At 73.2% G+C, this 25,986-nt stretch carries 24 protein-coding genes; 14 read left to right on the plus strand and 10 right to left on the minus strand.

All coding sequences use genetic code 11. The features are described 5' to 3' along the window. Positions 1-40: 40 nt before the first annotated feature. The 7 genes from ABVB68_RS06075 (at position 41) to ABVB68_RS06105 (ending at position 7,544) form a co-directional block, all read left to right on the plus strand. Positions 41-1,252, plus strand: coding sequence for an SCO2321 family membrane protein (locus ABVB68_RS06075; protein WP_353599817.1), 1,212 nt, complete (start codon positions 41-43; stop codon positions 1,250-1,252). Then, complete coding sequence (locus ABVB68_RS06080; protein ID WP_353599818.1) at positions 1,249-1,896, plus strand: SCO2322 family protein; 648 nt, start codon at positions 1,249-1,251, stop codon at positions 1,894-1,896. Before ABVB68_RS06075 ends, ABVB68_RS06080 begins: the two co-directional genes overlap by 4 nt. Before the next feature lie 223 nt (positions 1,897-2,119). Further along, positions 2,120-3,271 (plus strand): energy-coupling factor transporter transmembrane component T, encoded by a 1,152-nt coding sequence (locus tag ABVB68_RS06085; protein ID WP_353600040.1) that lies wholly within the window; start codon positions 2,120-2,122, stop codon positions 3,269-3,271. Beyond that, positions 3,268-5,073: an ABC transporter ATP-binding protein gene (locus ABVB68_RS06090; protein ID WP_353599819.1), complete on the plus strand. Its 1,806-nt coding sequence runs from the start codon at positions 3,268-3,270 to the stop codon at positions 5,071-5,073. The genes ABVB68_RS06085 and ABVB68_RS06090 overlap by 4 nt, the downstream gene beginning before the upstream one ends. Continuing rightward, positions 5,070-5,939: an ECF transporter S component gene (locus tag ABVB68_RS06095; protein ID WP_353599820.1), complete on the plus strand. Its 870-nt coding sequence runs from the start codon at positions 5,070-5,072 to the stop codon at positions 5,937-5,939. Before ABVB68_RS06090 ends, ABVB68_RS06095 begins: the two co-directional genes overlap by 4 nt. Before the next feature lie 365 nt (positions 5,940-6,304). Then, positions 6,305-6,718 (plus strand): aggregation-promoting factor C-terminal-like domain-containing protein, encoded by a 414-nt coding sequence (locus tag ABVB68_RS06100; RefSeq protein ID WP_353599821.1) that lies wholly within the window; start codon positions 6,305-6,307, stop codon positions 6,716-6,718. A gap of 130 nt (positions 6,719-6,848) precedes the next feature. Continuing rightward, on the plus strand, positions 6,849-7,544 hold the full coding sequence (locus ABVB68_RS06105; RefSeq protein WP_353600041.1) for a YoaK family protein: 696 nt from the start codon (positions 6,849-6,851) through the stop codon (positions 7,542-7,544). Positions 7,545-7,571: 27 nt separating this feature from the next. Here ABVB68_RS06105 and ABVB68_RS06110 read toward each other — a convergent pair whose 3' ends face one another. Beyond that, positions 7,572-8,807, minus strand: a complete 1,236-nt coding sequence (locus tag ABVB68_RS06110) for a cytochrome P450 (protein WP_353599822.1) — start codon at positions 8,805-8,807, stop codon at positions 7,572-7,574. 230 nt (positions 8,808-9,037) lie between these two features. On the opposite strand from ABVB68_RS06110, the gene ABVB68_RS06115 reads away from it, so the two are divergent. Then, the gene (locus ABVB68_RS06115; protein ID WP_353599823.1) at positions 9,038-10,207 is read left to right on the plus strand and encodes a steroid 3-ketoacyl-CoA thiolase; all 1,170 of its coding nucleotides are present in this window, start codon (positions 9,038-9,040) and stop codon (positions 10,205-10,207) included. Here the strand turns inward: ABVB68_RS06115 and ABVB68_RS06120 are convergent. Further along, positions 10,191-10,451 (minus strand): DUF397 domain-containing protein, encoded by a 261-nt coding sequence (locus ABVB68_RS06120; RefSeq protein ID WP_353599824.1) that lies wholly within the window; start codon positions 10,449-10,451, stop codon positions 10,191-10,193. The genes ABVB68_RS06115 and ABVB68_RS06120 overlap by 17 nt on opposite strands. Further along, positions 10,432-11,259: a helix-turn-helix domain-containing protein gene (locus tag ABVB68_RS06125; protein WP_353599825.1), complete on the minus strand. Its 828-nt coding sequence runs from the start codon at positions 11,257-11,259 to the stop codon at positions 10,432-10,434. The genes ABVB68_RS06120 and ABVB68_RS06125 overlap by 20 nt, the downstream gene beginning before the upstream one ends. 92 nt (positions 11,260-11,351) lie before the next feature. Here ABVB68_RS06125 and ABVB68_RS06130 point away from each other — a divergent pair, with 92 nt between their 5' ends. Beyond that, a complete protein-coding gene (locus ABVB68_RS06130; RefSeq protein WP_353599826.1) occupies positions 11,352-11,750 on the plus strand; it encodes an ATP-binding protein in 399 nt (132 codons plus the stop codon). Positions 11,751-11,813: 63 nt separating this feature from the next. On the opposite strand, the gene ABVB68_RS06135 is transcribed toward ABVB68_RS06130, so the two are convergent. After that, positions 11,814-13,844 carry a bifunctional glycosyltransferase 87/phosphatase PAP2 family protein gene (locus ABVB68_RS06135; RefSeq protein ID WP_353599827.1) on the minus strand — a complete coding sequence of 677 codons (2,031 nt, stop codon included), beginning with the start codon at positions 13,842-13,844 and terminating at the stop codon, positions 11,814-11,816. Positions 13,845-14,235: 391 nt separating this feature from the next. Between ABVB68_RS06135 and proP the strand changes: the two genes are divergently transcribed. Continuing rightward, positions 14,236-15,606 carry a glycine betaine/L-proline transporter ProP gene (gene proP / locus ABVB68_RS06140; protein WP_353599828.1) on the plus strand — a complete coding sequence of 457 codons (1,371 nt, stop codon included), beginning with the start codon at positions 14,236-14,238 and terminating at the stop codon, positions 15,604-15,606. A 296-nt stretch (positions 15,607-15,902) separates the two neighbouring features. Beyond that, positions 15,903-16,574, plus strand: coding sequence for an O-methyltransferase (locus ABVB68_RS06145; protein ID WP_353599829.1), 672 nt, complete (start codon positions 15,903-15,905; stop codon positions 16,572-16,574). A 154-nt stretch (positions 16,575-16,728) separates the two neighbouring features. Here ABVB68_RS06145 and ABVB68_RS06150 read toward each other — a convergent pair whose 3' ends face one another. Then, on the minus strand, positions 16,729-17,121 hold the full coding sequence (locus ABVB68_RS06150) for a hypothetical protein (RefSeq protein ID WP_353599830.1): 393 nt from the start codon (positions 17,119-17,121) through the stop codon (positions 16,729-16,731). Positions 17,122-17,242: 121 nt separating this feature from the next. On the opposite strand from ABVB68_RS06150, the gene ABVB68_RS06155 reads away from it, so the two are divergent. Beyond that, on the plus strand, positions 17,243-17,677 hold the full coding sequence (locus ABVB68_RS06155; RefSeq protein ID WP_353599831.1) for a DnaJ family domain-containing protein: 435 nt from the start codon (positions 17,243-17,245) through the stop codon (positions 17,675-17,677). Here ABVB68_RS06155 and ABVB68_RS36860 read toward each other — a convergent pair. Together ABVB68_RS36860 and ABVB68_RS06165 are read right to left on the minus strand one after the other, a co-directional pair. After that, positions 17,666-18,853, minus strand: a complete 1,188-nt coding sequence (locus tag ABVB68_RS36860; protein WP_503006024.1) for a hypothetical protein — start codon at positions 18,851-18,853, stop codon at positions 17,666-17,668. The two genes, ABVB68_RS06155 and ABVB68_RS36860, sit on opposite strands and share 12 nt — an antisense overlap. A 4-nt stretch (positions 18,854-18,857) precedes the next feature. Further along, on the minus strand, positions 18,858-19,565 hold the full coding sequence (locus tag ABVB68_RS06165) for a hypothetical protein (RefSeq protein WP_353599832.1): 708 nt from the start codon (positions 19,563-19,565) through the stop codon (positions 18,858-18,860). Between the two features lie 156 nt (positions 19,566-19,721). Here ABVB68_RS06165 and ABVB68_RS06170 point away from each other — a divergent pair, with 156 nt between their 5' ends. Then, the gene (locus ABVB68_RS06170) at positions 19,722-20,240 is read left to right on the plus strand and encodes a GNAT family N-acetyltransferase (RefSeq protein ID WP_353599833.1); all 519 of its coding nucleotides are present in this window, start codon (positions 19,722-19,724) and stop codon (positions 20,238-20,240) included. Here the strand turns inward: ABVB68_RS06170 and ABVB68_RS06175 are convergent. Further along, on the minus strand, positions 20,224-22,263 hold the full coding sequence (locus ABVB68_RS06175) for an MFS transporter (protein ID WP_503006030.1): 2,040 nt from the start codon (positions 22,261-22,263) through the stop codon (positions 20,224-20,226). The genes ABVB68_RS06170 and ABVB68_RS06175 overlap by 17 nt on opposite strands. Before the next feature lie 1,040 nt (positions 22,264-23,303). Here ABVB68_RS06175 and ABVB68_RS06180 point away from each other — a divergent pair. Further along, positions 23,304-23,942, plus strand: coding sequence for a peptidoglycan-binding domain-containing protein (locus ABVB68_RS06180; protein ID WP_353599835.1), 639 nt, complete (start codon positions 23,304-23,306; stop codon positions 23,940-23,942). A gap of 297 nt (positions 23,943-24,239) precedes the next feature. Here the strand turns inward: ABVB68_RS06180 and ABVB68_RS06185 are convergent, their stop codons facing one another. Together ABVB68_RS06185 and ABVB68_RS06190 are read right to left on the minus strand one after the other, a co-directional pair. Continuing rightward, a complete protein-coding gene (locus ABVB68_RS06185; protein ID WP_353599836.1) occupies positions 24,240-24,905 on the minus strand; it encodes an HAD-IA family hydrolase in 666 nt (221 codons plus the stop codon). 169 nt (positions 24,906-25,074) lie between these two features. Then, positions 25,075-25,656, minus strand: a complete 582-nt coding sequence (locus ABVB68_RS06190) for a TMEM165/GDT1 family protein (protein WP_353599837.1) — start codon at positions 25,654-25,656, stop codon at positions 25,075-25,077. Between the last annotated feature and the right edge of the window lie 330 nt (positions 25,657-25,986).

The raw sequence follows: 25,986 nt of genomic DNA on the forward strand, positions 1-25,986 counted from the left end.
GTGCGCCACCGGCTCCCCGCAGGAGAGGCTGTCGCCGATCATGAACGTACGCCGCAGTGCCGCGGTGCTGGCCGCCGTGGGCGTGCTGGCCGCCGCCGCACCCGCCACGGCCGCCGATCCGTCCCCGTCCCCGAAGGTGACGGTCCCGTCCGGCCTGTACGGCAAGGCGGACCCGACGTACGACGGCGTGTGGCGCCAGTCGCTGACCCTCGTCGCCCAGCGCACGCTCGGCTACCGCCCGGCCACCGAGGCCGTGGACTGGCTCGCCGGGCAGCAGTGCGCGAACGGCGCCTTCGCCGCCTTCCGCGCCGACCCCGCCAAGGCGTGCGACGGCAAGGTCGTACCGGACACCAACAGCACGGCCGCCGCCGTCCAGGCCCTGCAGGCGGCCGGCGGGCGCGGCGCCGCGGTCGGCAAGGCGGTCGCCTGGCTGAAGTCGGTGCAGAACAAGGACGGTGGCTGGGGCTACAACGCGGGCGGCCCGAGCGACACCAACTCCACCTCCGTCGTCATCGGCGCGCTCGCCGCCGTCGGCACGGACCCGGCGGCCGTCAGGAAGGCGGGCCGGTCCCCGTACGACGCGCTGCCCGGCTGGGTCATCCCCTGCGGCCAGGACGGCGGCGGCGCCCTCGCGTTCCAGCCGGACAAGAAGGGCAAGCTGCTCGCCAACGCGGACGCGACGGCGGCCGGTGTGCTCGGCGCGCTCGGCAAGGGGTTCGCCGTGACGGCCGGCAAGGCCCCCGCGAAGGCCGGCTGCGTCAAGGCCGACCACCCGGCTCCGGCCCAGGTGGCGGACAACGCCGGCGCCTACCTGGCGTCGGCCGTCGCCAGGACCGGCCATCTGAAGTCCGCGCTGGCCGGCGCCGAGGACCAGCCCGACTTCGGCAACACCGCGGACACGGTCGTCGCGCTCGCCGCGGACGGCCGCACCGAGCAGGCGAAGAAGACGTACGCCTGGCTGGAGAAGAACGCGACCCAGTGGGCGGCGCAGAGCGGTCCGGCCGCGTACGCGCAGCTGATCCTGGCCGCGCACGCCGTCGGCGCGCAGCCGGGCGACTTCGGCGGCACCAGCCTGGTCGACTCCCTCAACGCGCAGGGTCCGGCCCCGCACATGGAGAAGTCCGCCGGGCACGGGGCCAAGGCGTCCGACGGCGACTCCGGCACCGGCGTGTGGTGGATCGTCGGTGTCGGCCTCGTCGCGGGCATCGGCATCGGGTTCCTGCTCAGCGGCCGGAAGAAGCGGCAGCGGTGACCGCCGTCCGCCGTGCCGCGCCCGTGCTGCTCGCCGTGTCGGTCCTGCTGCTGGTCGCCGCCCGGGCGCATGCCACCGGCTACCGGTACTGGTCCTTCTGGGAGAGCACCGGCGGCCGCTGGACGTACGCCACCCAGGGACCGTCGATGGTGCGCCCGGACGACGGCGCCGTCGAGGGCTTCCGCTTCGCGGTGAGCGCGGACTCGGCGGACGCGAGCCGGCCGCGCGGCACGGCGGACTTCACCGCGATCTGCGCGGGTACGGCGGCGAAGCCGGGCAGCAAGCGGGTCGCGCTGGTGCTCGACTTCGGCACGTCCGCGGACGCGCCCTCCGGCGAGCGGCCGCCCGCGCACCGCACGGCGTGCGCGCGCGTGTCGCCGGACGCGACGAGTGCCGACGCGCTGGCCGCCGTCGCCAAGCCGCTCCGCTACGACGCCAACGCCCTGCTGTGCGCGATCTCCGGGTATCCGCACCAGGGGTGCGGCGAGCAGGTGGCGTCCGGCCGGACGCCGACGACCACCGCGAAGGAGAAGAGCGAGCCGGGCAGCGGGCCCTCGCTGGGTCTGCCGATCGGCGCCGGAGTGGTGGCGGTGCTGGCGGGAGCGGCGCTCTGGCAGGCACGGCGGCGACGCGGGCATGAATAGCGGGGGGGACGGCGCGTGCGAGTGCGGGCCGGGCGACGCGTGCACCTGCGGGCCGGCCCTGGCCGGGCGCGCAGTTCCCCGCGCCCCTGAGGAGTCGGCGGCGCCGGTGGCTGTGACGGAACCGGCCTGCCAGCGCGGGCCGGGCGACGCGTGCACCTGCGGGCCGTCCCTGGCCGAGCGCGCAGTTCCCCGCGCCCCTGAGGAGTTGACGGCACCTGTGGGTGTGAGGGGCTCGGCGGGCCGTCGGCGGCCTGGGGGGCGGGGGGCTTATCGGGGGGCGGTGCATCCTGGGGCCTGGTGGGTCTGGGCTGTGGGGCTCGGTGTCGCGGCCAGCCGTACCACCAATCCCCTGCTCCTCGCCCTCCTTGTCGCCGCCTCCGGTTACGTCGTGGCGATCCACCGCTCCCCCGCCCCCTGGGCGCGTTCCTACGCGGCCTTCGTCCGACTCGCCCTCGCCGTCATCCTCGTCCGCGTCGTCTTCGCGGTGGCGCTGGGCTCGCCCATCCCCGGCACGCACACCCTGTTCGCCCTTCCGGAAGTCCCGCTCCCCCGCTGGGCGCAGGGCATCCGCCTGGGCGGCAAGGTGACCGCCGAGGCGCTCGTCTTCGCCGCCTACGACGGCCTGAAACTGGCCACTCTGCTGATCTGCGTGGGTGCGGCGAACGCCCTCGCCAGCCCCTCACGGCTGCTGAAGTCCCTGCCCGGCGCGCTGTACGAGACGGGCGTGGCCGTCGTCGTCGCGCTCACCTTCGCGCCCCACCTCGTCGCCGACGTCCAGCGACTGCGCGCCGCCCGCCGGCTGCGCGGCCGTCCGGACCGGGGCGTACGGGGCCTGCTCCAGGTCGGGTTGCCGGTCCTGGAGGGCGCGCTGGAACGCTCGGTCGCGCTCGCCGCCGCGATGGAGTCCCGCGGTTACGGCCGCACCGCCGACGTCCCCGCCCGGGTCCGCCGTACGACGGCCACGCTCACCCTCGGCGGGTTGCTCGGCGTGTGCGCGGGCACGTACGGGCTGCTCACCGCGGAGGGCGGTACGTACGGGCTGCCGGTGCTGTTCGCCGGGGTGGCCGCCGCGCTCGCGGGTCTGCGGCTGGGCGGCCGCCGTTCCCTGCGCAGCCGCTACCGTCCGGACCCGTGGGGTGTACGGGCCTGGCTGGTCGCGGGCTCGGGCGTCGTGGTCGCCGGGCTGCTCGCGCTCGCCTCCGCGCGGGATCCGCAAGCGCTGCACCCGGGTGTCGTACCGCTGGTCGCGCCCACGCTTCCGCTGTGGCCCGCCGCAGCGGTCCTGCTCGCCCTGCTGCCCGCCTTCGTCGTACCGCGGCCCCTCGCGCCGGCCAGGACCGCCGAGGCGTCCCCCCACACCGAGGAGCCGTCGTGATCCGCTTCGAGAACGTCGGCGTGACCTACGAGGGCGCGGCCGAACCCACCGTCCGGGGTGTCGACTTCGAGGTGCCGGAGGGTGAACTGGTGCTGCTGATCGGCCCGTCCGGGGTCGGCAAGTCGACCGTGCTCGGCGCGGTCAGCGGGCTGGTCCCGCACTTCACGGGCGGCACCCTGAGCGGCCGGGTCACGGTGGCCGGCCGGGACACCCGTACCCACAAGCCGCGTGAACTGGCCGACGTGGTCGGCACGGTGGGGCAGGACCCGCTCGCCCACTTCGTGACGGACACCGTCGAGGACGAACTGGCCTACGGCATGGAGTCGCTGGGTCTCGCTCCCGGGGTGATGCGGCGCCGGGTGGAGGAGACCCTGGACCTGCTGGGCCTGGCCGGACTCCGGGACCGACCGATATCCACGCTGTCCGGCGGGCAGCGGCAGCGGGTCGCGATCGGCTCGGTCCTCACCCCGCACCCCGAGGTGCTCGTGCTGGACGAGCCGACGTCGGCACTGGACCCGGCCGCGGCGGAGGAGGTGCTGGCCGTGCTGCAGCGGCTGGTGCACGACCTGGGGACGACCGTCCTGATGGCCGAGCACCGCCTGGAGCGGGTGCTCCACTACGCGGACCGGGTCGTGCTGCTGCCCGCACCCGGCGCCGCCCCGGTCGTCGGCACCCCGGCCGAGGTGATGGCGGTGTCCCCGGTGTACCCGCCGGTCGTGGACCTGGGCCGGCTCGCGGGCTGGTCCCCCCTCCCCCTGACCGTGCGCGACGCCCGCCGCCGAGCCACCCCCCTGCGCGACCGCCTGACCACCCACGCCACGGCCGGTCACGACAACGACTCGGCTGCGGGCAGTCGTGCCGCTGGGCCGGCACGGGTGGGCGCGGCGGCCCCCCGCCGGCGCGGGCAGGCGACCCCGTCCACCCCCGCACCAGCAGCCGCCGCCCCGGGGAAACGCCCCCGTCACCCCCTCGCCCTCTTCCGGCGCCGACCCTCCGCCACCCCGCAGACCGCACACCCGAAGGCCGCGCGGGCGGATACCGCCGCCGCCCCGCACGTCGCCGAAGTTCACGCCCTCGCCGTTCGCCGGGACCGGGTCGACGCGCTGCGGCACGTGGACCTGACCGTGTCCCCGGGCGAGACGGTCGCGCTCATGGGACGCAACGGGGCCGGGAAGTCCACCCTGCTCGGCGCGCTCGTCGGACTGGTGCGGCCGAGCGCCGGCTCGGTCCGCGTCGGCGGAGCCGTCCCGCACCGCACCCCGCCCCGCGAGCTGGTGCGCCATGCCGGACTCGTCCCGCAGGACCCGCGCGACCTGCTGTACGCCGACACGGTGGGCGCCGAGTGCGCGGCCGCCGACCGGGACGCGGGCGCCGAGCCCGGTACCTGCCGGGCCCTGGTGTCCGAACTGCTGCCGGGGATCAGCGACGGCACCCACCCCCGTGACCTGTCCGAGGGCCAGTGCCTGGCGCTGGCGCTGGCCGTCGTGCTCACCGCCCGGCCGCCCCTGCTCCTGCTGGACGAGCCGACGCGCGGCCTGGACTACGCGGCGAAGGCCCGGCTGGCGGCCGTACTGCGCGACCTGGCCGGGCGGGGGCACGCGATCGTGCTGGCCACGCACGACGTGGAGCTGGCGGCCGAGATCGCCCACCGCGTGGTGCTGCTCGCCGAGGGCGAGGTGATCGCCGACGGCCCGACGGCCGAGACGGTGGTGTCGTCGCCCTCCTTCGCCCCGCAGGTGACGAAGATCCTGGCCCCGCAGCGATGGCTGACGGTGGCCGAGGTACGAAGGGCACTGGCATGAGCGCCGCCCCCGCACCCGACCCCGCCCCTGTCCCCGCTCCCGCTCCCGCCGCCTCGCGGATCCGGGCGGTGCGCCTGCGCCCCCGTTCCCTCGCCGCCCTCGTGCTGGTCAGCGCGGTCGGCGTGGTGGCCTTCGGCTGGCCCTTCCTCGCCCCGCCCAGCACCCGGCTGAGCGCCCACGCCCAGGACGCGCCCTGGCTCTTCGCGGGCCTGCTGGTGCTGCTGGTCGCGGTCGTGGCGGCGACGATCTCCGAGTCGGACCTGGGCCCGAAGGCCGTGGCGATGCTGGGGGTGCTGGCCGCGACGGGGGCCGCGCTGCGCCCGATCGGCGCGGGCACGGCCGGGATCGAGCCGATGTTCTTCCTGATGGTGCTCAGCGGGCGGGTGCTCGGCCCCGGCTTCGGCTTCGTGCTCGGCTCGGTGACGATGTTCGCGTCCGCGCTGCTCACGGGCGGGGTCGGGCCGTGGCTGCCGTTCCAGATGCTGTCGATGGGCTGGTTCACGATGGGCGCCGGCCTGCTGCCGGGCCCGGTGCGGCTGCGCGGGCGGGGCGAGTTGCTGCTGCTGGCGGCGTACGGCTTCCTGGCGGCCTTCGCCTACGGAACGATCATGAACATGGCCGGCTGGCCCTTCCTCGGTAGGGCGGCCACGAACATCTCCTTCGACCCGCATGCCGCACTCCCCGCGAACCTGGCCCGCTTCGTCGCCTACTGCGTGGCCACCTCCCTCGGCTGGGATCTCGGCCGGGCGGTGTGCACGGTGCTGCTGACCCTGGCCCTCGGCCCGGCCGTGCTGCGCGCGCTGCGCCGGGCCACCCGCCGGGCCGCGTTCGAGACCGCGGTCACCTTCGAGGACCCCACCGTGTGACCGGCGTCTCGGTCAGCCGCGCCTCCGCGTGAGGACTCGCCTCCCGTCCGTGCGCGGGGTGGTGAAGCGCCCCACATGACGCAGGTCACCTACGACGGAGGGCCGTAGTCTGATTTGTCCGATACGCACCACATGACACCCTTCCTGACCTGCACTTTGAGAGCCACGCCACATCGGCGACGCTTCCCCTGGATCCGGCCACAACTAGTAAAAGGGGTCATTGCGGACAGGTCGCGAGCCTGTTTCTCTGGACGACGTCGCCAGGCACCCCGAGCCCTTCCGGGTCGAGGAGCCGACGCATACGGCCACAGCGCGTGGTCCATGCCATGCGGGCGACCCCCTGTCCCCGACGCAAGAGGTTCTCCGTGTCCGTCTCCTTCATCCGCCGCATCGCTTCCCCGAAGAAGGCCCTCACCACCGTCGCCGTGGCCGCCGCCACCGCCGGTATGGCTCTGGCCGCGGCGCCCGCCCAGGCCGCTCCCACCGCGGCCACCTCCGCTCAGGCGATCGCGCACAAGATGATCCCGGACTCCGCGCAGTACAACGCCTTCAGCAGGATCGTCGAGCACGAGAGCGGCTGGAACGCCTCCGCCACCAACAGCTCCTCCGGTGCCTACGGCCTGGTCCAGGCGCTGCCGGGCGCCAAGATGGCCTCGGCCGGCGCCGACTGGAAGACCAACCCGGCCACCCAGATCAAGTGGGGCCTGGACTACATGAACTCCCGCTACGGCAGCCCGACCCAGGCCTGGAACTTCTGGCAGGCCAACGGCTGGTACTGAGCCGCATCCCCAAAACGCCCGCGCACCCTCGCCTTTCGCTCGGCGAGGGTGCGCGCGCATGTCCGGGCACGGCCCGGTGGCCCGTGGTGGAGTGGTCGTGGACCTGTCCGTCCGGCACCACGGAGGATTCATGACGACGGCACCGAGCGAGGCGGCACCCGCACCCGACCCGGAACTGCGCGGGCTGCGGCTGGTGGTCGTGCTGCTGGTCCTCACCGTGGTCAGCGGACTGATCGACGCCGTCAGCTACCTGGGCCTCGGCCGGGTCTTCACGGCCAACATGACCGGGAACGTGGTCGTCCTGGGCTTCGCGGCGGCCGGTGCGCCCGGCTTCTCGGTGCCGCACACGGCCACCTCGCTGGCGTGCTTCCTGCTCGGCGCGGTGGTGGGCGGCCGGGTGGCGGCACACGCCGGGAGCGGCTCCCGGCGCCGCTGGACCCGGCTGACGCTGACGGCGGAGGCGGTCCTGGTCGGCGCGTCGGCGGCGGTCGCCTTCGCCTGGCCGGACACGACCGGCACCCGCTACGCGCTCATCGCGCTCACCGCCTTCGCGATGGGCCTGCGCAACGCCACGGTACGCAAACTGGGGGTCGCCGACCTGACGACCACGGTCCTGACGATGACCCTGACCGGCCTGGCCTCCGAGTCCCGGCTGGGCGACGGCACCGGCCGCCGCTCGCCGCGCCGCACGGCCTCCGTGATCGCCATGCTCGCCGGCGCCTTCCTGGGTGCCTGGCTGGTCCTCCATCACGGCCTCGGCATCCCGCTGCTGGTGGCGGCGGTGGCCTCGGCCGTGCTGGCGGTGGTGGCGTCGGGCCGCGAGTGAGCGGCACCGTCGGGCCCGGTCGGTGCGTCAGCCGGCGGTGACCCGCAGTTCCTTGACTCCGTTGATCCAGGCCGAGCGCAGGCGGCGCGGGGGCTCGGCGAGGCGGAGGCCGGGCATCGCCTCGGCGATCGCGTGGAAGATCAGGTCGATCTCCAGGATCGCGAGGGACTTGCCGAGGCAGAAGTGGGGGCCGCCGCCGCCGAACCCCAGGTGGGGATTGGGGTCGCGGGTGATGTCGAAGGCGTCGGGGTCGGTGAAGACCTCGGGGTCGTGGTTGGCGGAGGCGTAGAAGAGCCCGACCCGGTCCCCCGCCCTGATCTCGACCCCGCCCAGCTCGGTGTCCTGGGTGGCGGTCCGCTGGAAGGAGTTCACCGGGGTCGCCCAGCGCACGATCTCCTCGGCCGTGGTCGGCGGACGCTCGCGCGTGAACAGGTCCCACTGCCCGGGATGGGTCAGGAACGCGTGCATGCCGTGGGTGATGGCGTTCCGTGTCGTCTCGTTTCCGGCCACCGCCAGCATCAGCACGAAGAAGCCGAACTCGTCGGAGTTCAGGTTGCCCTCGTCCTCCGCCGCCACCAGCGTCGTCACGATGTCCTGAGCGGGGCACCGCTTGCGCTCGGCGGCCATGTTCATCGCATAGGCGATGATCTCGGCGGCCGACTGCGCGCCGACCTCCTCCGTGATCGCGTACTCGGGATCGTCGTAGGCGATCATCTTGTTCGACCAGTCGAAGATCTTGGTCCGGTCCTCCTGCGGGACGCCTATCAGCTCGGCGATGGCCTGCAGGGGCAGTTCGCAGGCGACCTCGGTGACGAAGTCGAAGGGGCCGGTGCGGGCGCGGGCGGCGGCGGCGATCGCCTCGGCGCGGGCGCGCAGCCGGTCCTCCAGGGCGCGGATGGAGCGTGGCGTGAAGCCCCGCTGCACGATCTGGCGCACCCGCGTATGTTCCGGAGGGTCCATGTTGAGCAGGATCAGCCGTTGCGCGTCGATCGCGTCGCGCCGGATGTGCTCGTTGAAGCGGATGATCGCCGTGTTGAGGGTGGAGGAGAACAGCTCCGGGTGCGTGGAGACGTACTTGACGTCGGCGTGCCTGGTCACGGCCCAGTAGCCGGTGTCGGCGAAGCCCGCGACCCCGTGCTGCTGCGGGATCCGGCGGACCGGCTCGGTACGGCGCAGCTCGGCGAACTCCGGGAGGGGCACACGGTGGTGCAGCAGATCGGGGTCGGTGAAGTCGAACCCGTCGGGCAGCGCGGGGCAGTGCATGGGTGACTCCCAGCCATCTGACGGACCATCAGCAAGTGCCGTGAACGTAATAACGGGTTCTAGAACCCGCAAGGGGTACGACCCTTCCAATCGGTGTGGAGTTCGCGCAGATCACGGCTTCGAGACCTGCAAGACTCTTGCGGTGACGGACATCACGTCCGCAGACTGCACGGAGAACTAGAACGCGTACCAGTTCTGGAGGAGAGCCCTCTCGGAGAGGACCAGCACCCATGGCCGCCGAACCCGTGATCGTCGAAGCCGTACGCACCCCGATCGGCAAGCGCGGCGGCGCGCTCGCCAACCTGCATCCCGCCTATCTCCTGGGCGAGACCTACCGTGAACTCCTCGGGCGCACCCGCATTCCCGCCGACGCGGTCGAGCAGATCGTCGGCGGCACGGTGACCCACGCCGGCGAGCAGTCCATGAACCCCGCGCGCACGTCCTGGCTGGCGATGGGGCTGCCGTACGAGACGGCGGCCACGACGGTCGACGCCCAGTGCGGTTCCTCCCAGCAGGCCTCGCACATGGTGGCCAACATGGTCGCCGCGGGCGTCATCGACGTCGGGGTCAGCTGCGGCGTCGAGGCGATGTCCCGGGTGCCGCTCGGTTCCGGCTCCAAGCACGGTCCGGGCAAGCCGTTCCCCGACGAGTGGAACGTCGACCTGCCCAACCAGTTCGAGGCGGCCGAGCGCATCGCCCGGCACCGTGGCCTGACGCGCGCGGACGTCGACGCGCTGGGCCTGCGGTCCCAGGAGCGGGCGGCCCACGCCTGGGCGGAGGAACGCTTCAAGCGCGAGACCTTCGCCGTGCAGGTGCCCACCACGGAGGAGGAGCAGCACGCCGGGCAGGGCATGTGGCGGCTGGTCGACAAGGACGAGGGGCTGCGGGACACGTCCCCGGAGGCGCTGGCGGGGCTGAAGACCGTGATGCCGAACGCCATCCACACCGCGGGCAACTCGTCCCAGATCTCCGACGGCGCGGCGGCGATCATGTGGGCGTCGAAGCGGATGGCTCGCGCCCTGAAGCTGAAGCCGAGGGCACGGATCGTCGCCCAGGCGCTGGTGGGTGCCGACCCGCACTTCCACCTGGACGGCCCGATCGACGCGACCAACGCGGTGCTCGGCAAGGCGGGCATGTCCCTGAGTGACATCGACCTCGTGGAGATCAACGAGGCGTTCGCGTCCGTGGTGCTGAGCTGGGCCCAGGTCTTCGAGCAGGACCTGGAGAAGGTCAACGTCAACGGCGGTGCGATCGCGCTGGGCCACCCGGTGGGGGCGACGGGCGCCCGCCTGATCACCACCGCCCTGCACGAACTGGAGCGCGCGGACAAGGAGTTCGCGCTCATCACCATGTGCGCGGGCGGTGGCCTGGCGACCGGGACGATCATCCAGCGGCTGTAGCCGACGTCCAGGACAGGAAGCGGGTGAAGGTGGCGGGGCCGACGGTGAGCATCGGTCCCGCGGGGGTCTTGGAGTCGCGGATCGCGATGGCGGCGCAGGGGGATTCGGCGATCTCTACGCATTCGCCGCCCTGGTCACTGCTGTAGGACGACTTCTGCCAGCTCAGCCGACCGAGGGGCGCGCATTCGATGCAGTCGCCGCCCTGGTCCCCGCTGTAGCTGGACTTACGCCACTTGCTCCCCATAGCGGTCCTCCATCACCCGTCGGATCATCCCCGCCGAGTCCTTGATCGAGAGCGCGGCGGCTCGGAGGTGATCGTAACGGAGCGAGCAATCCCTGACGGTGTCTGGATTCGCGGTCGGGTGCCCACTGCCATAGCCCTCGGTATAGACGATGGCCGGGTCGCTGGCGAAGCGGTAGACATTGAACGCGCCTTGCAGCCCCGCGTGTTCCCCCACGGAATACGGCAGGATCTGGATATTGATCCGGGAGTCATCCGCGAAAGTCAACAGGTGGGCGAGTTGTTCGCGCATGACTTCACGACCGCCGATCTCCTGGTGCAGCGCGGCCTCACTGAGGACCATCCAGAAGACCGGCGGCTCCCCCTTCTCGAAGATGCACTGGCGAGCCAGTCGTGCAGCGGCACGGTCGTCGAGCTTGTCCCGGTCTAGCACTCCGAGCACCGAGCGCATGTAGAGCTTGCTCTGTAACAGGCCGTGAACCATGTGGGTTTGGAAGGTGCTGATCTCAGTCGCCCGCACCTCCAGCTCGGCCACCTGCTGGAACCACGCCGGAAGTTGGCTGCGCATCACCAGGCCCACGAGTCGGGACAGTAGGCCGCCCGTGCCCAGTGCCGCGTCCACCCGTTCGCTGAACTCCTGCGTCGGCAGCTTTCTGGCCGTCTCCACCTGGCCGACCAGCGACCCCGTGTAGTTGACGATGTCGCCCAGTTGCCGCTGGGTCAGGCCGGCCGCCTCCCGGTGGCGACGCAGCTCGAAGCCGTAGTAGTCGAGCGGTGAGGCGCCCGGGTCGAGGGTGTTGATGTGGGCCACGGTCGGTCCCCTCTCAGGCAACTCGGTCCACGGCGGGACCCGTTGTATCCGTCCTGTAGCCGAGAGTAGTTGCGAGGGATCAGCCTCGTACCGTGAACCTGAACATTCCCCACACCCCCCAGTACCGCGTGCAGCTCACCGCCGGAGAGCACTCGGTACGCCACATCCGCCGGATCGTCCGCTCCCTGCTGGACGAATGGGGCCTGCCCGAACTGGTCTTCGCCGTGGAGCTGGGCGTCAGCGAGCTGGTCTCCAACGTCGTCCGGCACGTGCCCGACCGCCGCTGCACCCTCGTCGTGGCGCGGCGGACGGCGGGCGTGCGGGTCGAGGTGAGCGACGGGTGCGGCCGGCTCCCCCGGTGCTCGGAGCCGGCTCCGGAGGCGGAGAGCGGGCGGGGGCTCGCGCTGCTCGACGTCGTGGTCGGCAAATGGGGCGTGACCCGGCGGACCGAGGGCGGAAAGACGGTCTGGTTCGAGTGCGGCGGGCGGTGACCGTCCCTGCGGCGAGCGGGGACCGTCGGGCCGGTGCGCGGTGACCGTGGGCCGGCCGGGCCGTCAGCCGCTGCCGACGGCCACCTCGCGGGGCTCTCTCGCACCCGCCGCCGTCATCGTCCTGGCCCGCGGGCCCTGGAAGACGTACGACAGGCCGAAGCCCGCGCCCACGACCACCGCGCCGCCGACCGCGTCCAGCACCCAGTGGTTGCCGGTGGCGACGATGGCCGAGACGGTGAAGAGGGGGTGCAGGAGGCCGAGGGCCTTCATCCACCACTTCTTGGCGATCACCGCGATGACCACGCCGCACCACAGGGACCAGCCGAAGTGCAGGGACGGCATCGCCGCGTACTGGTTGGTGAGCGCGGTCAGGGTGCCGTAGTCCGGCTGGGAGAAGTCCTGGACGCCGTGGACGGTGTCGATCATGCCGAGGGACGGCATCAGGCGCGGCGGGGCGAGCGGGAAGAGCCAGAAGCCGATCAGGGCGAGGAAGGTGGCGAAGCCGAGGGAGGCGCGGGCCCAGCGGTAGTCGACGGGGCGGCGCCAGTACAGGACGGCGAGGACGCTCAGCGGGACGACGAAGTGGAAGGACTCGTAGTAGAAGTCGAAGAACTCCCGCAGCCGGCCGATCCTCGCGACGGCGTGGTTGACGGCGTGCTCGATGTCGATGTGCAGGAACCGCTCGGCGTTCAGGACCAGGTGCCCGTGGTGTTCGGCGGTCGCCCGGCCCCCGGAGTTGGTGCCGCCGGTCGCGGCCAGGCGTACCTGCTGGTAGGCCGCGTACGTGACGCGGAGCAGGAGCAGTTCCAGGAGCAGGTTCGGGCGGGTGAGGACGCGGCGCAGGAAGGGCAGGAGCGGGACGCGACGGAAGCGGGCCGGCACCCGCGGGGCGCTCTCCGCGGGGACCGGGACCTGGTAGTACGGCGAGGTGCGGGAAAGGAAGGGGACGGCCGTGGCGGCGGCGACGGCCGCGAGCAGGACGAGGTTGTCCCGCAGCGGGTACATGGCCGGCATGTTCGGCAGCATCATCTTCGCCGGGAGCGTGGTCACCAGCAGGACGGCCACCGGCCAGACGTAGCGGTCGGAGGCGCGCCTGCCGACCCGGCCGACCACCGCGAGCGACAGCCACAGCAGCTGGTGCTGCCAGGCGGTGGGAGAGGCGACGATCGCCGCACAGCCGGTGAGGGCGACGGCGAGCAGCAGCTGGCCGTCGTGGGCGTAGCGGACCGCCCGGCGCAGGGCGAGGACGGCGACGCAGGCCGCCAGGAGCAGGAAGAGGCCGATCTCCAGCGGGCCGGTCAGGTCCAGGCGGAGCAGGGCGCCGTGCAGGGACTGGTTGCCGAGGGCGTCGGCCTGGCCGCCGAGGCCCACGCCGGCCACGTGGTGCACCCAGTAGGTGTGGGAGTCGTGCGGCATCGCCGCCCAGGCGAGCGCGGTGCAGGCGGCGAAGGTGCCGGCGGTGCCGAGCGCGGCCCTGCGGCGGCCGGTGAACCACAGCAGCGGGGCGAACAGCAGCAGTGGCGGCTGCAGGGCCGCGGCCAGGCCGGTGCACAGGCCGCTCGCCCGTTCCCCGCGCACGGCGAAGCAGCCGAGCAGGACGAGCAGCACGGGCATGATGCTGGTCTGTCCGAGCCACAGGGTGTCGCGGACCGGCAGCGAGAGCATGAGCAGGCTGACGGCGACCGGGGCGGCCAGCAGGGAGGTGCGGCGGCTGACCGGCTTGGGCAGCGCGCGGGCGGCGATCAGGCCGAGGGCGACGACCAGCAGCAGCGTGCCGAACGTCCAGCCCCAGCCGAGGGCCGCCTGCGCCGAGCGCGTGAGCGGCTTGAGGACCAGCCCGGCGAAGGGGGTGCCGGTGAACCGCGGCGAGTCGTAGAGCGAGCCCTTCACGTGCAGGACGCCCTGGGGGCCGACCCAGGTCTCGAGGTCGGTGAGCCGCTCGCCGCTCGGGGTGGTCAGGACGACGGCGCACTGCCGCACCGCGAGGATCGCGGCCACCGCCCACAGCCCGAGACGGGCCGCCCGCAGGCGCGCTCCGGCCGCGGCCGGTGCCAGGACATCCGTAGGTCGCCCGCTGTGCTCCACGTTCGCCACGCCCCGCCGGCCTCCCGCCCCGCTCGCCCCCCGGCACGACGTGTGCCGGGTTCCCTGCGCGAACCCCGAGAGGCGCGCAGACCCTCTTGGAGGGACGCAGGCCATCCCCGCGCCACCTGACATCCGCCCGCTTTTGTCCGAAAGAAGATGGTCGAAAAGGGGCGCGGTTGCGCCGGAGGGGGGCGAGAAGCATCACACCGAGCTGCAGGAATGGCGCCGCGTGAGTGGGCAGACATGCCTGCTTAGGCGCCATTTAGCTGCACTATGCATCGACTCGCGTACGGGACGTAGGCAGCCGAACGGCACCTATGGTCGTTTTTCGGCCCGATTCTCGGCAGCGCCGTCGCCGGGCCGCGTACCTGTCCCCGTCGAAAGGTAGGCGAGCCTCGTTTTGGCGACCGTCACTGCCGTCACCCCGCCCCTGAAGGCCCACCGGGCCACCAGGTCCCGCGACGTCACCGTCACCGACCCCGCGCTGGTCAAGCGCGCTGTGAAGGCGGCGGCGCTCGGCAACGCGATGGAATGGTTCGACTTCGGCGTCTACAGCTACATCGCGGTCACCCTGGGCAAGGTCTTCTTCCCCTCCGGCAACCCCACCGCGCAGTTGCTGTCGACCTTCGGCGCCTTCGCCGCGGCCTTCCTGGTCCGGCCCGTCGGCGGCATGGTCTTCGGCCCGCTGGGCGACCGCGTGGGCCGCCAGAAGGTCCTCGCCATCACGATGATCATGATGGCGGTGGGCACGTTCGCGATCGGCCTGATTCCGTCGTACACCACCATCGGCGTCGGCGCGCCGCTGCTCCTGCTCGCCGCCCGACTGGTGCAGGGCTTCTCCACCGGCGGTGAGTACGCGGGCGCGTCCACGTTCATCGCCGAGTACGCGCCGGACAAGAAGCGCGGCTTCTTCGGCAGCTGGCTGGAGTTCGGCACGCTCGCCGGTTACATCGGCGGCGCGGGCCTGGTCACCCTGATGACGGCGCTGCTCTCCTCGGACGACCTCACCTCCTGGGGCTGGCGCATCCCGTTCCTGATCGCGGGCCCGATGGGCATCATCGGCCTGTATCTGCGGATGCGCCTGGAGGAGACCCCGGCGTTCGCCGCCGAGGTCGAGAAGGCGGAGGCCAGCCGCCCGAAGGTGCCGCTGCGCGAGATGATCTCGGGCCAGTGGAGGGCGCTGCTGCTGTGCATGGGGCTGGTGCTGGTCTTCAACGTCACCGACTACATGCTGCTGTCGTACATGCCGAGCTACCTCACCAGTGAGCTGAAGTACGACGAGACGCACGGTCTGCTGGTCGTGCTCGGTGTGATGGCCCTGATGATGATCGTCCAGCCGTTCGCCGGTGCGCTGACCGACCGGGTCGGCCGCCGTCCGGTGATCGCCGCGGGCTGCGCGGGCTTCCTCTTCCTCTCCGTCCCCGCGCTGCTGCTGATCCGCCAGGGCAGCCTGCTCGCGGTGGGGCTGGGCATGGGGGCGCTGGGCATGCTGCTGGTCTGCTTCACGGCGGCCATGCCGGCCGCGCTGCCCGCGCTGTTCCCGACCCGGGTGCGCTACGGCTCCCTGTCCATCGGCTTCAACGTGTCCGTGTCCCTGTTCGGCGGTACGACTCCGCTGGTCGTGACCGCGCTGATCGGGGTGACCGGGAACATGATGATGCCCGCGTACTACATGATGGCCGCGGCTGTCGTGGGCGGTTTCGCGGTGTGGCGGATGACCGAGTGCGCGGGTCGGCCGCTGCCGGGCTCCGCGCCTGCGGTCGAGCGGTAGGCGACGCCCTCTGTGCGGACGGCTCGCGCCCTGTCGGGTGCGGGCCGTCCGCCGGGTACGGCGCCGTCGTGGCCGTTCGCGCGGCTCCCGCGTCCCCAGGGGGTTGCCGGGTCGCCGGGCCGCATACCCCGGCCGCGCCACCGGCCTGCGTGGGCCGTTGAGCGGTTCCGCGCGCCCCGGGGTCGCCGACGGCCGGAATGGTGTGCGTTCTGCACGTCTTCGGTGTTCGACTGAGATGATCGGCGTGGGCAGGGCCGAGAAGCCTCGGGAAGACATTCGGGAAAGGCAGCAGGCGCATGAGCGGGTCGCAGCTCTGGCACGACGTCGACGACTACTTCATCACCCGGCTCTCCCCGGACGACGAGGCGCTTCGAGCGGCGCTGCGGGAGAGCGAGGCCGCCGGGCTGCCACCCATCGCCGTCACGGCCGCGCAGGGCAAGTTCCTGCAGCTGCTCGCGCAGCTGCAGGGCGCCCGGACGATCCTGGAGATCGGCACCCTCGGCGGCTACAGCACGATCTGGATGGCCCGCGCGCTGCCCGAGGACGGCAGGCTGGTCTCGCTGGAGTACAGCGCCAAGCACGCCGAGGTGGCCACCCGGAACATCGCCCGGGCGGGCCTGGAGCGGATCGCGGAGGTGCGGGTGGGCCCGGCCCTGGAGTCGCTGCCCAAGCTCGCCGACGAGAACCCGGCCCCCTTCGACCTGGTCTTCATCGACGCCGACAAGGCCAACAACGGGCACTACGTGGAGTGGGCGCTGCGGCTCACCCGCGCGGGCAGCGTCATCGTCCTGGACAACGTGGTGCGCGAGGGCCGGGTCGCCGACGCGAGCAGCACCGCGCCGGACGTGGCCGGGACGCGTGCCGCCATCGACCTCATCGCCACCCACCCGCGGTTGGACGGCACGGCGATCCAGACGGTCGGCGGGAAGGGCTACGACGGCTTCGCGCTGGCCCGGGTGCTCGGCTGAACCGGCCGAACCCTCCCCGGGGCCCGCGGGACACCTCCCGCGGCTCACACCTCGGCGCCTGTCCCATGGGCTCACGGCTCGGCTCCTGCCTGCCGAGACCTCGGGGGCTCACACCTCGGCCCATACCCCGCGGCTCACACCTCGGCCTCGGGGCTCACACCTCGTGGAAGAAGCCCACGTTGACGCTGCGCGGTGCGGTGCGGTCCTGGACGAGGATCTCGCCGGACCCGCCGTGCGGCAACGGCACGGTGGCGCCGTAGGCGAGGGGCTGCGTGTACTGCCCGACGATCAACCGCACTTCGGACGCCGGGTCGGCCTGCGAGCCGCGCAGCCAGGTCAGTTGCCAGCCGCCGTCGGGGCCGCACCGGAACTCCAGGTGGACCCGGGAGAGGAAGAGCCAGTCCTCGGGGGTGGCCAGCCGGCACAGCGCGGCGTCCCGGCCGACCCGCAGGACGGCGCCGGGCTCGCTGGGCTCCTCGGCCATCGTCATGCCGGCCGTGGCGCCCGCGTCGGGACCCGAGACGGTGGCCATGGTGAGTTCGAGCACGCGTGTTCCCCCTGAAGCAGTGCTGCGCCGGGCATCCGGACGTGACGGTGCGGTGACCGGATCACCCACCGCCGCCGCATGATAAAACGCCCGGCCGGGTCGTGTCCGGCACAATGGGTTCATGACCGAGCGAAAGCCACCCGGTGTCCCGTTCGAGTCCTGGGTCGACAAGCAGATCCGCGACGCGCAGGCGCGCGGTGAGTTCGAGCGGCTGCCGGGGGCGGGCCGTCCGCTGCCGGCGGATCTCGACAGCGGCTACGACGAACTGTGGTGGATCAAGCGGAAGATGGCGCGCGAGGGCCTGGCCGTGCTGCCGCCCGCGCTGGCCCTGCGCAAGGAGGCCGAGGACGCGCTGCAGGCGGCGTACGCGGCGCCCTCGGAGCGGATCGCCCGGAAGATCGTCGAGGACGTCAACGTCAAGATCCGCGACATGATGTTCAAGCCGCCGCCGGGCCCCCCGCTGGGCAGGAAGCCCTACGACGTCGAGGACGTCCTACGCGAATGGCGGCAGCGCAGGGCTGCCGCCATGGGGGACGGGCCGGAGTCAGCCGTGTAGCAGACGCCCGGCCAGCTCCCGGTAGTCGCGCAGGGCGAGACGCAGTTGCTCGGTGTCGGCGCCGGCACCGACACCGCTCTCCTCGGCGCTCTCCCAGGACCTGCGCAGGGTGCGTCGCCGCTGGGTCACGGCCTCGGTGAACCGTACGGTGATCTCCTCCAGCGCCCGGTCGGCCTCCTCGACCGCGCCCCTGGGCTCGTCCACGAAGCCGGCGACCACCTGCCGCATCCGCTGCTCCCACTGGTCCGCCTCCTCGTGCGGCAGCAGCGGCGCACCGGTTTCCGAGGCGGCGGAACCGGCACCCGTGCCCGCGGCGGCGGAACCGACACCCGTGCCTGCCGTGGCGGAATCGGTGCCCGTGCCTGCCGTGGCGGAATCGGTGCCCGTGCCCGCCGTGGCGGAATCGGTGCCCGTGCCCCGGGCGGTGGTTCGGCCGATGCCGCCGGGGACGCTTCCGTCGTCGGCCGCGTACGCGCTGCCCTCACCGGTGTACGCGGCACCGAGCCCGTCGTCCGGCATCCGCCGCTCCTCGTACGTGTCCGCTCCCCTGGCGGGCGCGGACGGTGTGTCCGGCCCCAGATCCTCCGTTCCCGGGCGCAGGCCCTCGGAGCCGTGCGGCCGGCCCTGCGTGCCGGAGCCCGGCCCCCCGGCGTCCCCGGAGACGGGCATGCCCGCCGGTCCCGGCGGTGGCGGCGGCTGCGCCGCGTCCGCCGGCGTGCGGTCGCCGGCAGTGCGCCCGGCCCGCGGCATGTGGTCGTCCGCACCCAGACCGTCCCGCGACATCCGCTCGTCCGCCCTCAGGCGGTCGCCCTGCATGCGGTCGTCATCCGTCAGGCCGTCGCGCTGTATGCGGTCGGCGGCCGTCGAGCCCTCGCGCGGTATCCGGTCGGCGGCCGTCGAGCCGTCGCGCGGCACGCGGTCGTCGGCTGTCAGGCCCTCGCGGCCGGGGCCCGTCGAACCCGGCAGCCGGCCGCTGGTGCCCTCGCCCCGCAGCCGGTCTGTGTTTCCGGCGTTCCCGGCGTTCCCGATGTTTCCGGCCGGTACACCCTCACCCGGCTCCCCGGGAAGCCGGCGGCCCGGTGCCGCCTCCCCCTGAGCCCACTCGTCGTCCGGTGTCCGCGCGGAGCGCCCGGAGGCGTAGCGCTCGTCGCCGGAGTCGTTCGTCCTGTCCTTCATGACGTCAGCTCTCCTTCGGTCGGCTCCTGTGGAGGGCCCACGGCGCATGGGAGCGGGCGTGGGAGCGGTCACCGGCGGTGTCGGCGACCGAGGCACCGGTGGTGTCCGCGGTCCCGGCCGTCCCGGAGGCCGCGTGGTGCCGGCCGGCGTCCGTGCCGGGGCCGGTGAGGGCGTCGAAGAGGGCGCGGGCCCCGATCAGGGCCGTCCGCATCTCCTCGGTACCGGCGCCGGCCTCGCTCGCGCCGCCGCTCGTCCCGGCGCGGGACACCCGGTGCACCTGCCGGTAGCCGTCGACGTGGTCGGCGTGGTGCACGGACAGCGCGGCGAACTGCTCCTCGTAGTGGGCCCCGTCGGGGTAGCCGCGAACGCCGGCCAGCTCGGCGAGCAGCCGGTCGGCCTCGGCCACCGCCTCCCGGGGCGAGTCGACGAAGCGCTCCTGAACGGCCGTCCAGCGGGCCGCGTACCGCTCCCTGCTCTCGCTGTCCAGCGGACGTTCCCTCAGGTCGCCGTGGCGTTCGACGCGTGCGGTCAGCTCCCGTTCGGCGGCCTTGGCGTCCCCGTCGTGCCGGGCCACGGTCCGCTCGTACTCGGGTCCGAAGCGCCGCTTCAGGCTCGGCCCACCGCGCCGCGTGCGGCGGAACGCCAGGGCGGCCGCACCGACGACCACGACCGCCGCGATCACGATCAACAGAATGATCAGGCCTGTGGACATGGTTGCCTTCCCCTCGGACCGGCCCCGCTGGCCGGCTCACCTTCCGTGTGACCCGGAAGTCAGGCCACAAACGGCGCCCGCGGCGGCCGGCGGACCGGGCGGCGAGCCGGATATCCGGTTGCGCGGGGGGTGCGCCGGCCGCCGAGAATGGCCGGCATGACGTGGACGGTCGCCCCGGAGCCGTACGACTCCCGGGCCGCACTCGCGCTGTGGCGGGCGTACTACACGGAGGTCAGCGACCGCTGGTACCTCCTCCACCACGGCCACCGCACCGACCCCGGCGAACTGGAGCGGGGGATCGCGGCCAGGCCGGGGTCCGAACTCGCCCCGCCCGGCGGCCGGTTGCTGATCGGCCGGTACGACGGTGAGCCGGCCGGCTCGGCGGGCGTACGGCTGCTGGAGCCGGACACCGCCGAACTCACCCGGGTGTTCGTGGTCCGGCACCGGCGCGGCACCGGCGGGGCCGCGCTCCTGGTGGCGGCCGCGGAGGAGGCCGCCCGTGTCCTGGGGGCCCGCCGCGTCGTCCTCGACACCCGCTCCGACCTGGTCGAGGCCCGTGCCCTGTACGCCAGGCTCGGCTACACCGAGACCGGCCCGCACAATGACGACGTCTACGCGGAGCACTGGTACCGCAAGGAGCTGGTGGCGGCGCAGCGCGTCAATCCGTCCTCGTGACCGTGCTGTCGAGCGGGCGTTCGCGTGCGGAGCCGCACAGCTCGCCGGTCAGTTCCTTGACCAGTCGTCCCAGGTCGGACGAGCGGTCCGGCTGCCACCAGTCGCCGAGCAGTTCGGCCAGCGAGTCCTCACGCGCGGCCGCCAGCCGTTCGGCGACCTCGCGGCCGGACTCGGTCAGCACCAGGTCCGGCCCCCTTCGTTCGGCCAGGCGCCGCTCCTCGACCTGGCGGGCGGCGGCCATGACCACCTGGAGCGGTACGGGGCTGCGCTCGGCGAGCTCGCCGGGCTCGACCGAGCCGTGCTTGCGGACGCGCAGCAGCAGCCAGCTGGCCGCGGGCTGCAGGTCGTAGCCCGCTCGCTCGGTGATCTTCCGGTAGATCTCGCGGCGGCCCGCCCGGGTGGCGAGCACCGACAGGGAGCGGCGCACCTCGTCGTAGGAGGAGCGCTGCACCGGATTGGGCGGGATGGTCTCGGAGGCCTCGGGCGCGGTGACCGAGCCGCGCAGCGGGTCCTCCTGGAGGAACCAGGCCAGCAGGAAGCCGAGCAGGGCGACGGGGGCGGCGTAGAGGAAGACGTCGGTGATGGCGGACGCGTAGGCGTGCAGGGCCACCGGGCGCAGCGGCGGCGGCAGCGCGGAGATGCCCCGGGGGTCGGCCTTGAGCGCGTCGGTCGTGGCGCCGGGCGGCAGGCTCAGTCCGCGGAAGGCGGCGGTGAGCTTGTCTCCGAGGCGGCTCGCGAAGACCGTCCCGAAGACCGCGACGCCGAAGGAGGCGCCGATGGAGCGGAAGAAGGTCGCGCCCGAGGTGGCGACGCCGAGATCCTCGTAGGCGACCGCGTTCTGCACGATGAGCACCAGGACCTGCATCACCAGGCCCAGTCCGAGCCCGAAGACGAGGAAGTAGACGCTCATCCGGGCGGTGGAGCTGTGCTCGTCGAGCCGGTGCAGCAGGAGCAGGCCGATGGCGGTGACGGCCGTGCCGGTCACCGGGAAGACCTTCCAGCGGCCGGTGCGGCTGACGATCTGCCCGGACACCGTGGACGACAGCAGCAGTCCGACCACCATGGGCAGCATGTGCACGCCGGACAGGGTCGGGGAGATGCCGTGCACGACCTGCAGGAAGGTGGGCAGGTAGGTCATCGCGCCGAACATGGCGAAGCCGACGATGAAGCTGATGAGGGCGGCGAGCGTGAAGGTGCGGATGCCGAACAGCTTCAGTGGCAGCACGGGTTCGGCGGCCCGGCGCTCCACGGCGACGAACGCCACGGCGAGCAGGACGCCCAGCACGGCCAGCCCGACGATCTGTGCCGAGCCCCAGGCCCAGGTCGTGCCGCCGAGTGAGGCGACGAGGACCAGGCAGGTGGCGACGGCGGCGATCAGGAAGGTGCCGAGGTAGTCGATGACGTGGCGGGCGGTGTGGCGCGGGATGCGCAGGGCGGTGGCGATCACGGCGAGCGCGACGATGCCGACCGGCAGGTTGACGTAGAACACCCAGCGCCAGCTCAGGTGCTCGGTGAACACCCCGCCGAGCAGCGGTCCGAGCACGCTGGCAGCGCCGAAGACGGCACCGAACAGCCCCTGGTAGCGGCCGCGTTCGCGGGGCGGCACGATGTCGCCGACGATCGCCATGGACAGCACGATCAGCCCGCCGCCGCCCAGGCCCTGCAGCGCCCGGAAGCCGATCAGCTGCGGCATGTTCTGCGCCATGCCGCACAGCGCCGAGCCGATCAGGAAGATCACGATGGCGGCCTGGAACAACCGCTTGCGGCCGTACTGGTCTCCGAGCTTGCCCCAGAGCGGGGTCGCGGCGGTCGAGGCCAGCAGATAGGCGGTGACCACCCAGGACAGGTGCTCCAGGCCGCCGAGGTCGCTGACGATGGTGGGCAGCGCGGTCGACACGATCGTCTGGTCGAGCGCGGCGAGCAGCAGGCCGAGCAGAAGGGCACCGATCGAGACGTACACATCTCCGGTGACGTGTTCTCCGCCGCTCAGGTCCTTCGCCGCGCCGTGCGTGTCCAGGGCCATGAAGACCTCCCGGGGCTCGGGTCCACCTTCCATCGTGATCGGTCTCACCGCTTACGGCCTCCCGAGCCCTTCGGATGTGAAGGAGATGCGCATAGTCTCGGTAGTTCTCAAGGGGGCCGAGTGACCGAAGGGGGCCGAGTGACTCCGGGGGGCCGGGGTCGCGGGGTTCCCAGGAGGCCCGGAGGGCCGGAGTTCTGGAGTTCCGGGGATTTCGGGGGTGCGGGGATTCCGGGGCGGCGAGTGCCTCAGGGGTCCGGGGCGACGACGGGCTCTCCCGGAGTCGTGGGACTCCGGGGGCGTCAGGCTCCGGAGTCGTGGGGCTCCGGGGCGTGGGGCTCCGGGGGCGTCAGGCTCTGGGGGCTGGGGCTCCGGGGGCGTCAGGCTCCGGAGTCGTGGGGCTCCGGGGCGTGGTGTTCCGGGGGCGTCAGGCTCTGGGGGCTGGGGCTCCGGGGGCGTCAGGCTCCGGAGCGTGGAGCTCCGGAGTCGTGGGGCTCCGGGGGCGTGGGGCTCCGGGGGCGTCAGGCTCCGGAGCGTGGAGCTCCGGGGGCGTGGGGCTCCGGGGGCGTGGGGCTCCAAGGGTTCAAGAGTGTCAGGGTGCGACGGGAGGGGACGAACGCGTGAGCGAGTCCGAGGGGCGCGGCTGTCCGGAGTGCGGGGCGCCGCGGGGGCCTGACCTCAGCCCGACGTGCGACTGTACGGAACGTGCCTCCGAGACCCTGCGCGAGACGCGCACGGCCGAGGCCGCAGCGGCGGAGGACTTCGATCCGCTGCGGATCCGCCCGTACGTCGACGTGCCGGAGCCCGGCCCCGCCTTGTCGGCACCCGGCACACCCTCCGCGCCCGGCACACCGTCCGCACCGGGCACACCGTCGGCGCCGGGCACACCGTCGGCGCCGGGCACACCGTCCGCACCGTCCGCACCCAGCACACCGTCCGCACCAGGCACGCCGTCCGCACCGGGAACGGAGCCCGCGCCGGCCGGGCCGGAGAGCGTCGGCCGGGAGACGTTGGAGTCCGGAGACCCCGGAGACCCCGGAGACATGGACGGGCCCGGTTCGCCGGAGTCGGCCGCCGCCGACCGGTTCCGCCGCCCGTCGCGGCGGGCGGTCCTGCTGTCCACCGCGGGTGCGGGGGCGGCGGTCGTGGCGGTGGCCGGCTTCGCGGGCGGTCTGTTCTCGTACCACGCCCCGGCCCGGGACCGGGCGGCCGTGGAGGTCAGGCAGAGCGTCCCGGACGCCACCTCGCCGGGCCCGGCGTCGCCGACGGCACCGGAGCCCCCGGCCGCGCCCAGGTCGCCCGGCCGGTCCCCCTCCACGCCGGCCGCCCCCAGCCCGTCTCCCTCGCCGTCATCGTCGTCTCCGAGCCCGTCGGCGTCGCACAGCGCGGCCGGTTCCCCCTCCCCCGCCCGGCCGTCCGCACCGTCCTCCGCGGCCCCGATCACCAGCCCGGCCCCCGCCCCGGTGCTGCGACGCGGCGACTCGGGCCCAGAGGTCCGCGAACTCCAGCTACGGCTACGGCAGTTGAATCTCTACGGCGGCCCGGTCGACAGCGTCTTCAGCCGCTCGGTCGAGGACGGCGTACGCGTCTACCAGCTGGCCCGGGGCGTCCGGGGCGACGAACCGGGGGTGTACGGCCCGGCGACCCGGGCGAGCCTGGAGGCGGAGACGTCAGAGCCGTAGCGCACCGTCGGCTGCGGAAGGGGGGCGCCGTCACGGCCCTAGCGCACCGTCGGCTGCGGAAGGGGGGCGTCGTCACGGCCGTAGCGCACCGTCGGTTACGGAAGGGGGGCGCCGTCACGGCCCTAGCGCACCGTCGGCTGCGAAAGCTGGGGCATCGTCACGGCCCTAGCGCACCGTCGGCTGCGGGGGACGTGACGTCACGGCCGCAGGGCGCCGTCGGCCGCGGGGCCCCCAGCCGACGCGGGGCGCGCCGTCGGCGGGCGCGGGGCCTGTCGCCGGCCGAGGCTGGGCGGGCCGTCAGCCGATGTGCAGCCGGATCCTTCCGTCGGGCAGTGTGTCGACGGCGATCCGGGTCAGATCCGGCACGGTGACGTCGGGGCCGTGCAGGTCGGCGCGGGGGCCGACGCCGACGACCCGCATGCCCGCGGCGCGCCCCGCCGCGATGCCCGCGCCGGAGTCCTCGAAGACGACGCAGTCGGCCGGGTCGACGCCCAGTTCGGCCGCGCCCTTGAGGAAGCCCTCGGGGTCGGGCTTGCTCGCCCCCACCGACTCGGCGGTGACGCGGATGCCGGGCAGCGGCAGCCCGGCGGCGTTCATGCGGGCGGTGGCCAGGGCGACGTCGGCGGAGGTCACCAGGGCGTGCGGGAGACCGCGCAGGGAGGCGAGGAAGGCACGCGCGCCGGCGATCTCGACCACGCCGTCGGTGTCGGCGGTCTCCTCGGCGAGCATGCGGGCGTTGTCCGCCAGGTTCTGCTCCACCGGCCGGTCGGGCAGCAGGACGGCCATGGAGGCGTGCCCCTGCCTGCCGTGCACGACCTTCATCACCTCGTCACCGTCCAGCCCGTGCCGCTCCGCCCAGCGCCGCCAGATGCGCTCGACCACGGCGTCCGAGTTGACGAGGGTGCCGTCCATGTCGAGCAGAAGGGCACGGGCGGTCAGGACGGTGGGCGAGGCGGTGGCCATCGGCAGCTCCAGTAGCGAGAGATCCCGAGGTCGGAAGGGACTCGGAAGGGACAAGGCGGCCCCGCCCGCCGGTCAGGGAAAACGGGCGGGAGCCACTTTGTTTCTTCACGGTACAAAACCGGGCGCCGACCCGCCACCACCTCCGGCGTACGTTCACCCGCCGTTCAGCTCAGCCCGCCACGGCCTCGTACAGACTCCACACGCCGAGCCCCAGCATCAGCAGCGCCGCGATCTGCGTGATCAGCCGCAGCGGCACCCGCCTCATCAGGGCCTTTCCGCCCACGATGCCCAGCCCGGCGACGGCCCACAGTCCGAGCACGGCGCCGAGACCGACGGAGATCGGGTCGTCGTAGCGAGCGGCGAGGTTGGCGGTCATGATCTGGGTGAGATCGCCGAACTCGGCGACCAGGATGAGCATGAAGCCCGTGCCGGCGACCTTCCAGAAGGACTGGTCGGCGGGCTTCCTGATCTCCTCCTCGTCCTCGTCCTTCTTCAGCAGCAGTATCGCGGCCCCGCCGAGGAAGAGAACGCCGGTGAGGGCGTGCACGATCTGCTGCGGCAGCAGGGTCAGCACGCTGCCGGCGGCGACGGCGAGCACGGCGTGCAGCAGGAAGGCGGCGGCGACGCCCGCGAAGACGTACGAGGCGCGGTAGCGGGTGCCGAGGACGAGGCCGGCGAGCGCGGTCTTGTCCGGCAGTTCGGCGAGGAAGATGACGCCGAAGACGAGCGCCGTCACGGTGATGCTGATCAAAATCCCTCAATCGGTCGGGCCACCCCGCCGAGAGTGCGGTACATCACGCGATGACACCTCGGCACGGCAGCGCACTCGACGCCCGCGCCGGGGGGCACGGGCGTGCACTGCTTGCCGAAGGTCTCGCTGGCGGGCCTCACCGGAAATCCGATGGCCGCCTCCGGGCGCCGGCTCAGGCTCGCTGAGCAGTATGTCGACGGTCCGGCGAAGAGCTACTCCCCTTCTGCGCCGCCCATCGTACGGGATGTGAAAGTTCGGCGTCGAACCTTGTCGTGTCATGAACGCGTCACTAACTTCTTACCGGGCGCTCATCCGCCGGCCACGCGGCCC

This window comes from Streptomyces sp. NPDC096012 (assembly GCF_040426375.1).
In the GTDB taxonomy this organism is placed as follows: domain Bacteria; phylum Actinomycetota; class Actinomycetes; order Streptomycetales; family Streptomycetaceae; genus Streptomyces.

Excerpts from the sequence above, each read along its gene's own strand:
- ABVB68_RS06075 (WP_353599817.1), top strand. The coding sequence starts at position 41 with ATGAACGTACGCCGCAGTGCCGCGGTGCTGGCCGCCGTGGGCGTGCTG.
- ABVB68_RS06095 (WP_353599820.1), top strand. The coding sequence starts at position 5,070 with ATGAGCGCCGCCCCCGCACCCGACCCCGCCCCTGTCCCCGCTCCCGCT.
- ABVB68_RS06105 (WP_353600041.1), top strand. The coding sequence starts at position 6,849 with ATGACGACGGCACCGAGCGAGGCGGCACCCGCACCCGACCCGGAACTG.
- ABVB68_RS06110 (WP_353599822.1), bottom strand. The coding sequence starts at position 8,807 with ATGCACTGCCCCGCGCTGCCCGACGGGTTCGACTTCACCGACCCCGAT.
- ABVB68_RS06115 (WP_353599823.1), top strand. The coding sequence starts at position 9,038 with ATGGCCGCCGAACCCGTGATCGTCGAAGCCGTACGCACCCCGATCGGC.
- ABVB68_RS06120 (WP_353599824.1), bottom strand. The coding sequence starts at position 10,451 with ATGGGGAGCAAGTGGCGTAAGTCCAGCTACAGCGGGGACCAGGGCGGC.
- ABVB68_RS06145 (WP_353599829.1), top strand. The coding sequence starts at position 15,903 with ATGAGCGGGTCGCAGCTCTGGCACGACGTCGACGACTACTTCATCACC.
- ABVB68_RS06155 (WP_353599831.1), top strand. The coding sequence starts at position 17,243 with ATGACCGAGCGAAAGCCACCCGGTGTCCCGTTCGAGTCCTGGGTCGAC.
- ABVB68_RS36860 (WP_503006024.1), bottom strand. The coding sequence starts at position 18,853 with ATGAAGGACAGGACGAACGACTCCGGCGACGAGCGCTACGCCTCCGGG.
- ABVB68_RS06165 (WP_353599832.1), bottom strand. The coding sequence starts at position 19,565 with ATGTCCACAGGCCTGATCATTCTGTTGATCGTGATCGCGGCGGTCGTG.
- ABVB68_RS06170 (WP_353599833.1), top strand. The coding sequence starts at position 19,722 with ATGACGTGGACGGTCGCCCCGGAGCCGTACGACTCCCGGGCCGCACTC.
- ABVB68_RS06175 (WP_503006030.1), bottom strand. The coding sequence starts at position 22,263 with ATGGCCCTGGACACGCACGGCGCGGCGAAGGACCTGAGCGGCGGAGAA.
- ABVB68_RS06180 (WP_353599835.1), top strand. The coding sequence starts at position 23,304 with ATGGACGGGCCCGGTTCGCCGGAGTCGGCCGCCGCCGACCGGTTCCGC.
- ABVB68_RS06185 (WP_353599836.1), bottom strand. The coding sequence starts at position 24,905 with ATGGCCACCGCCTCGCCCACCGTCCTGACCGCCCGTGCCCTTCTGCTC.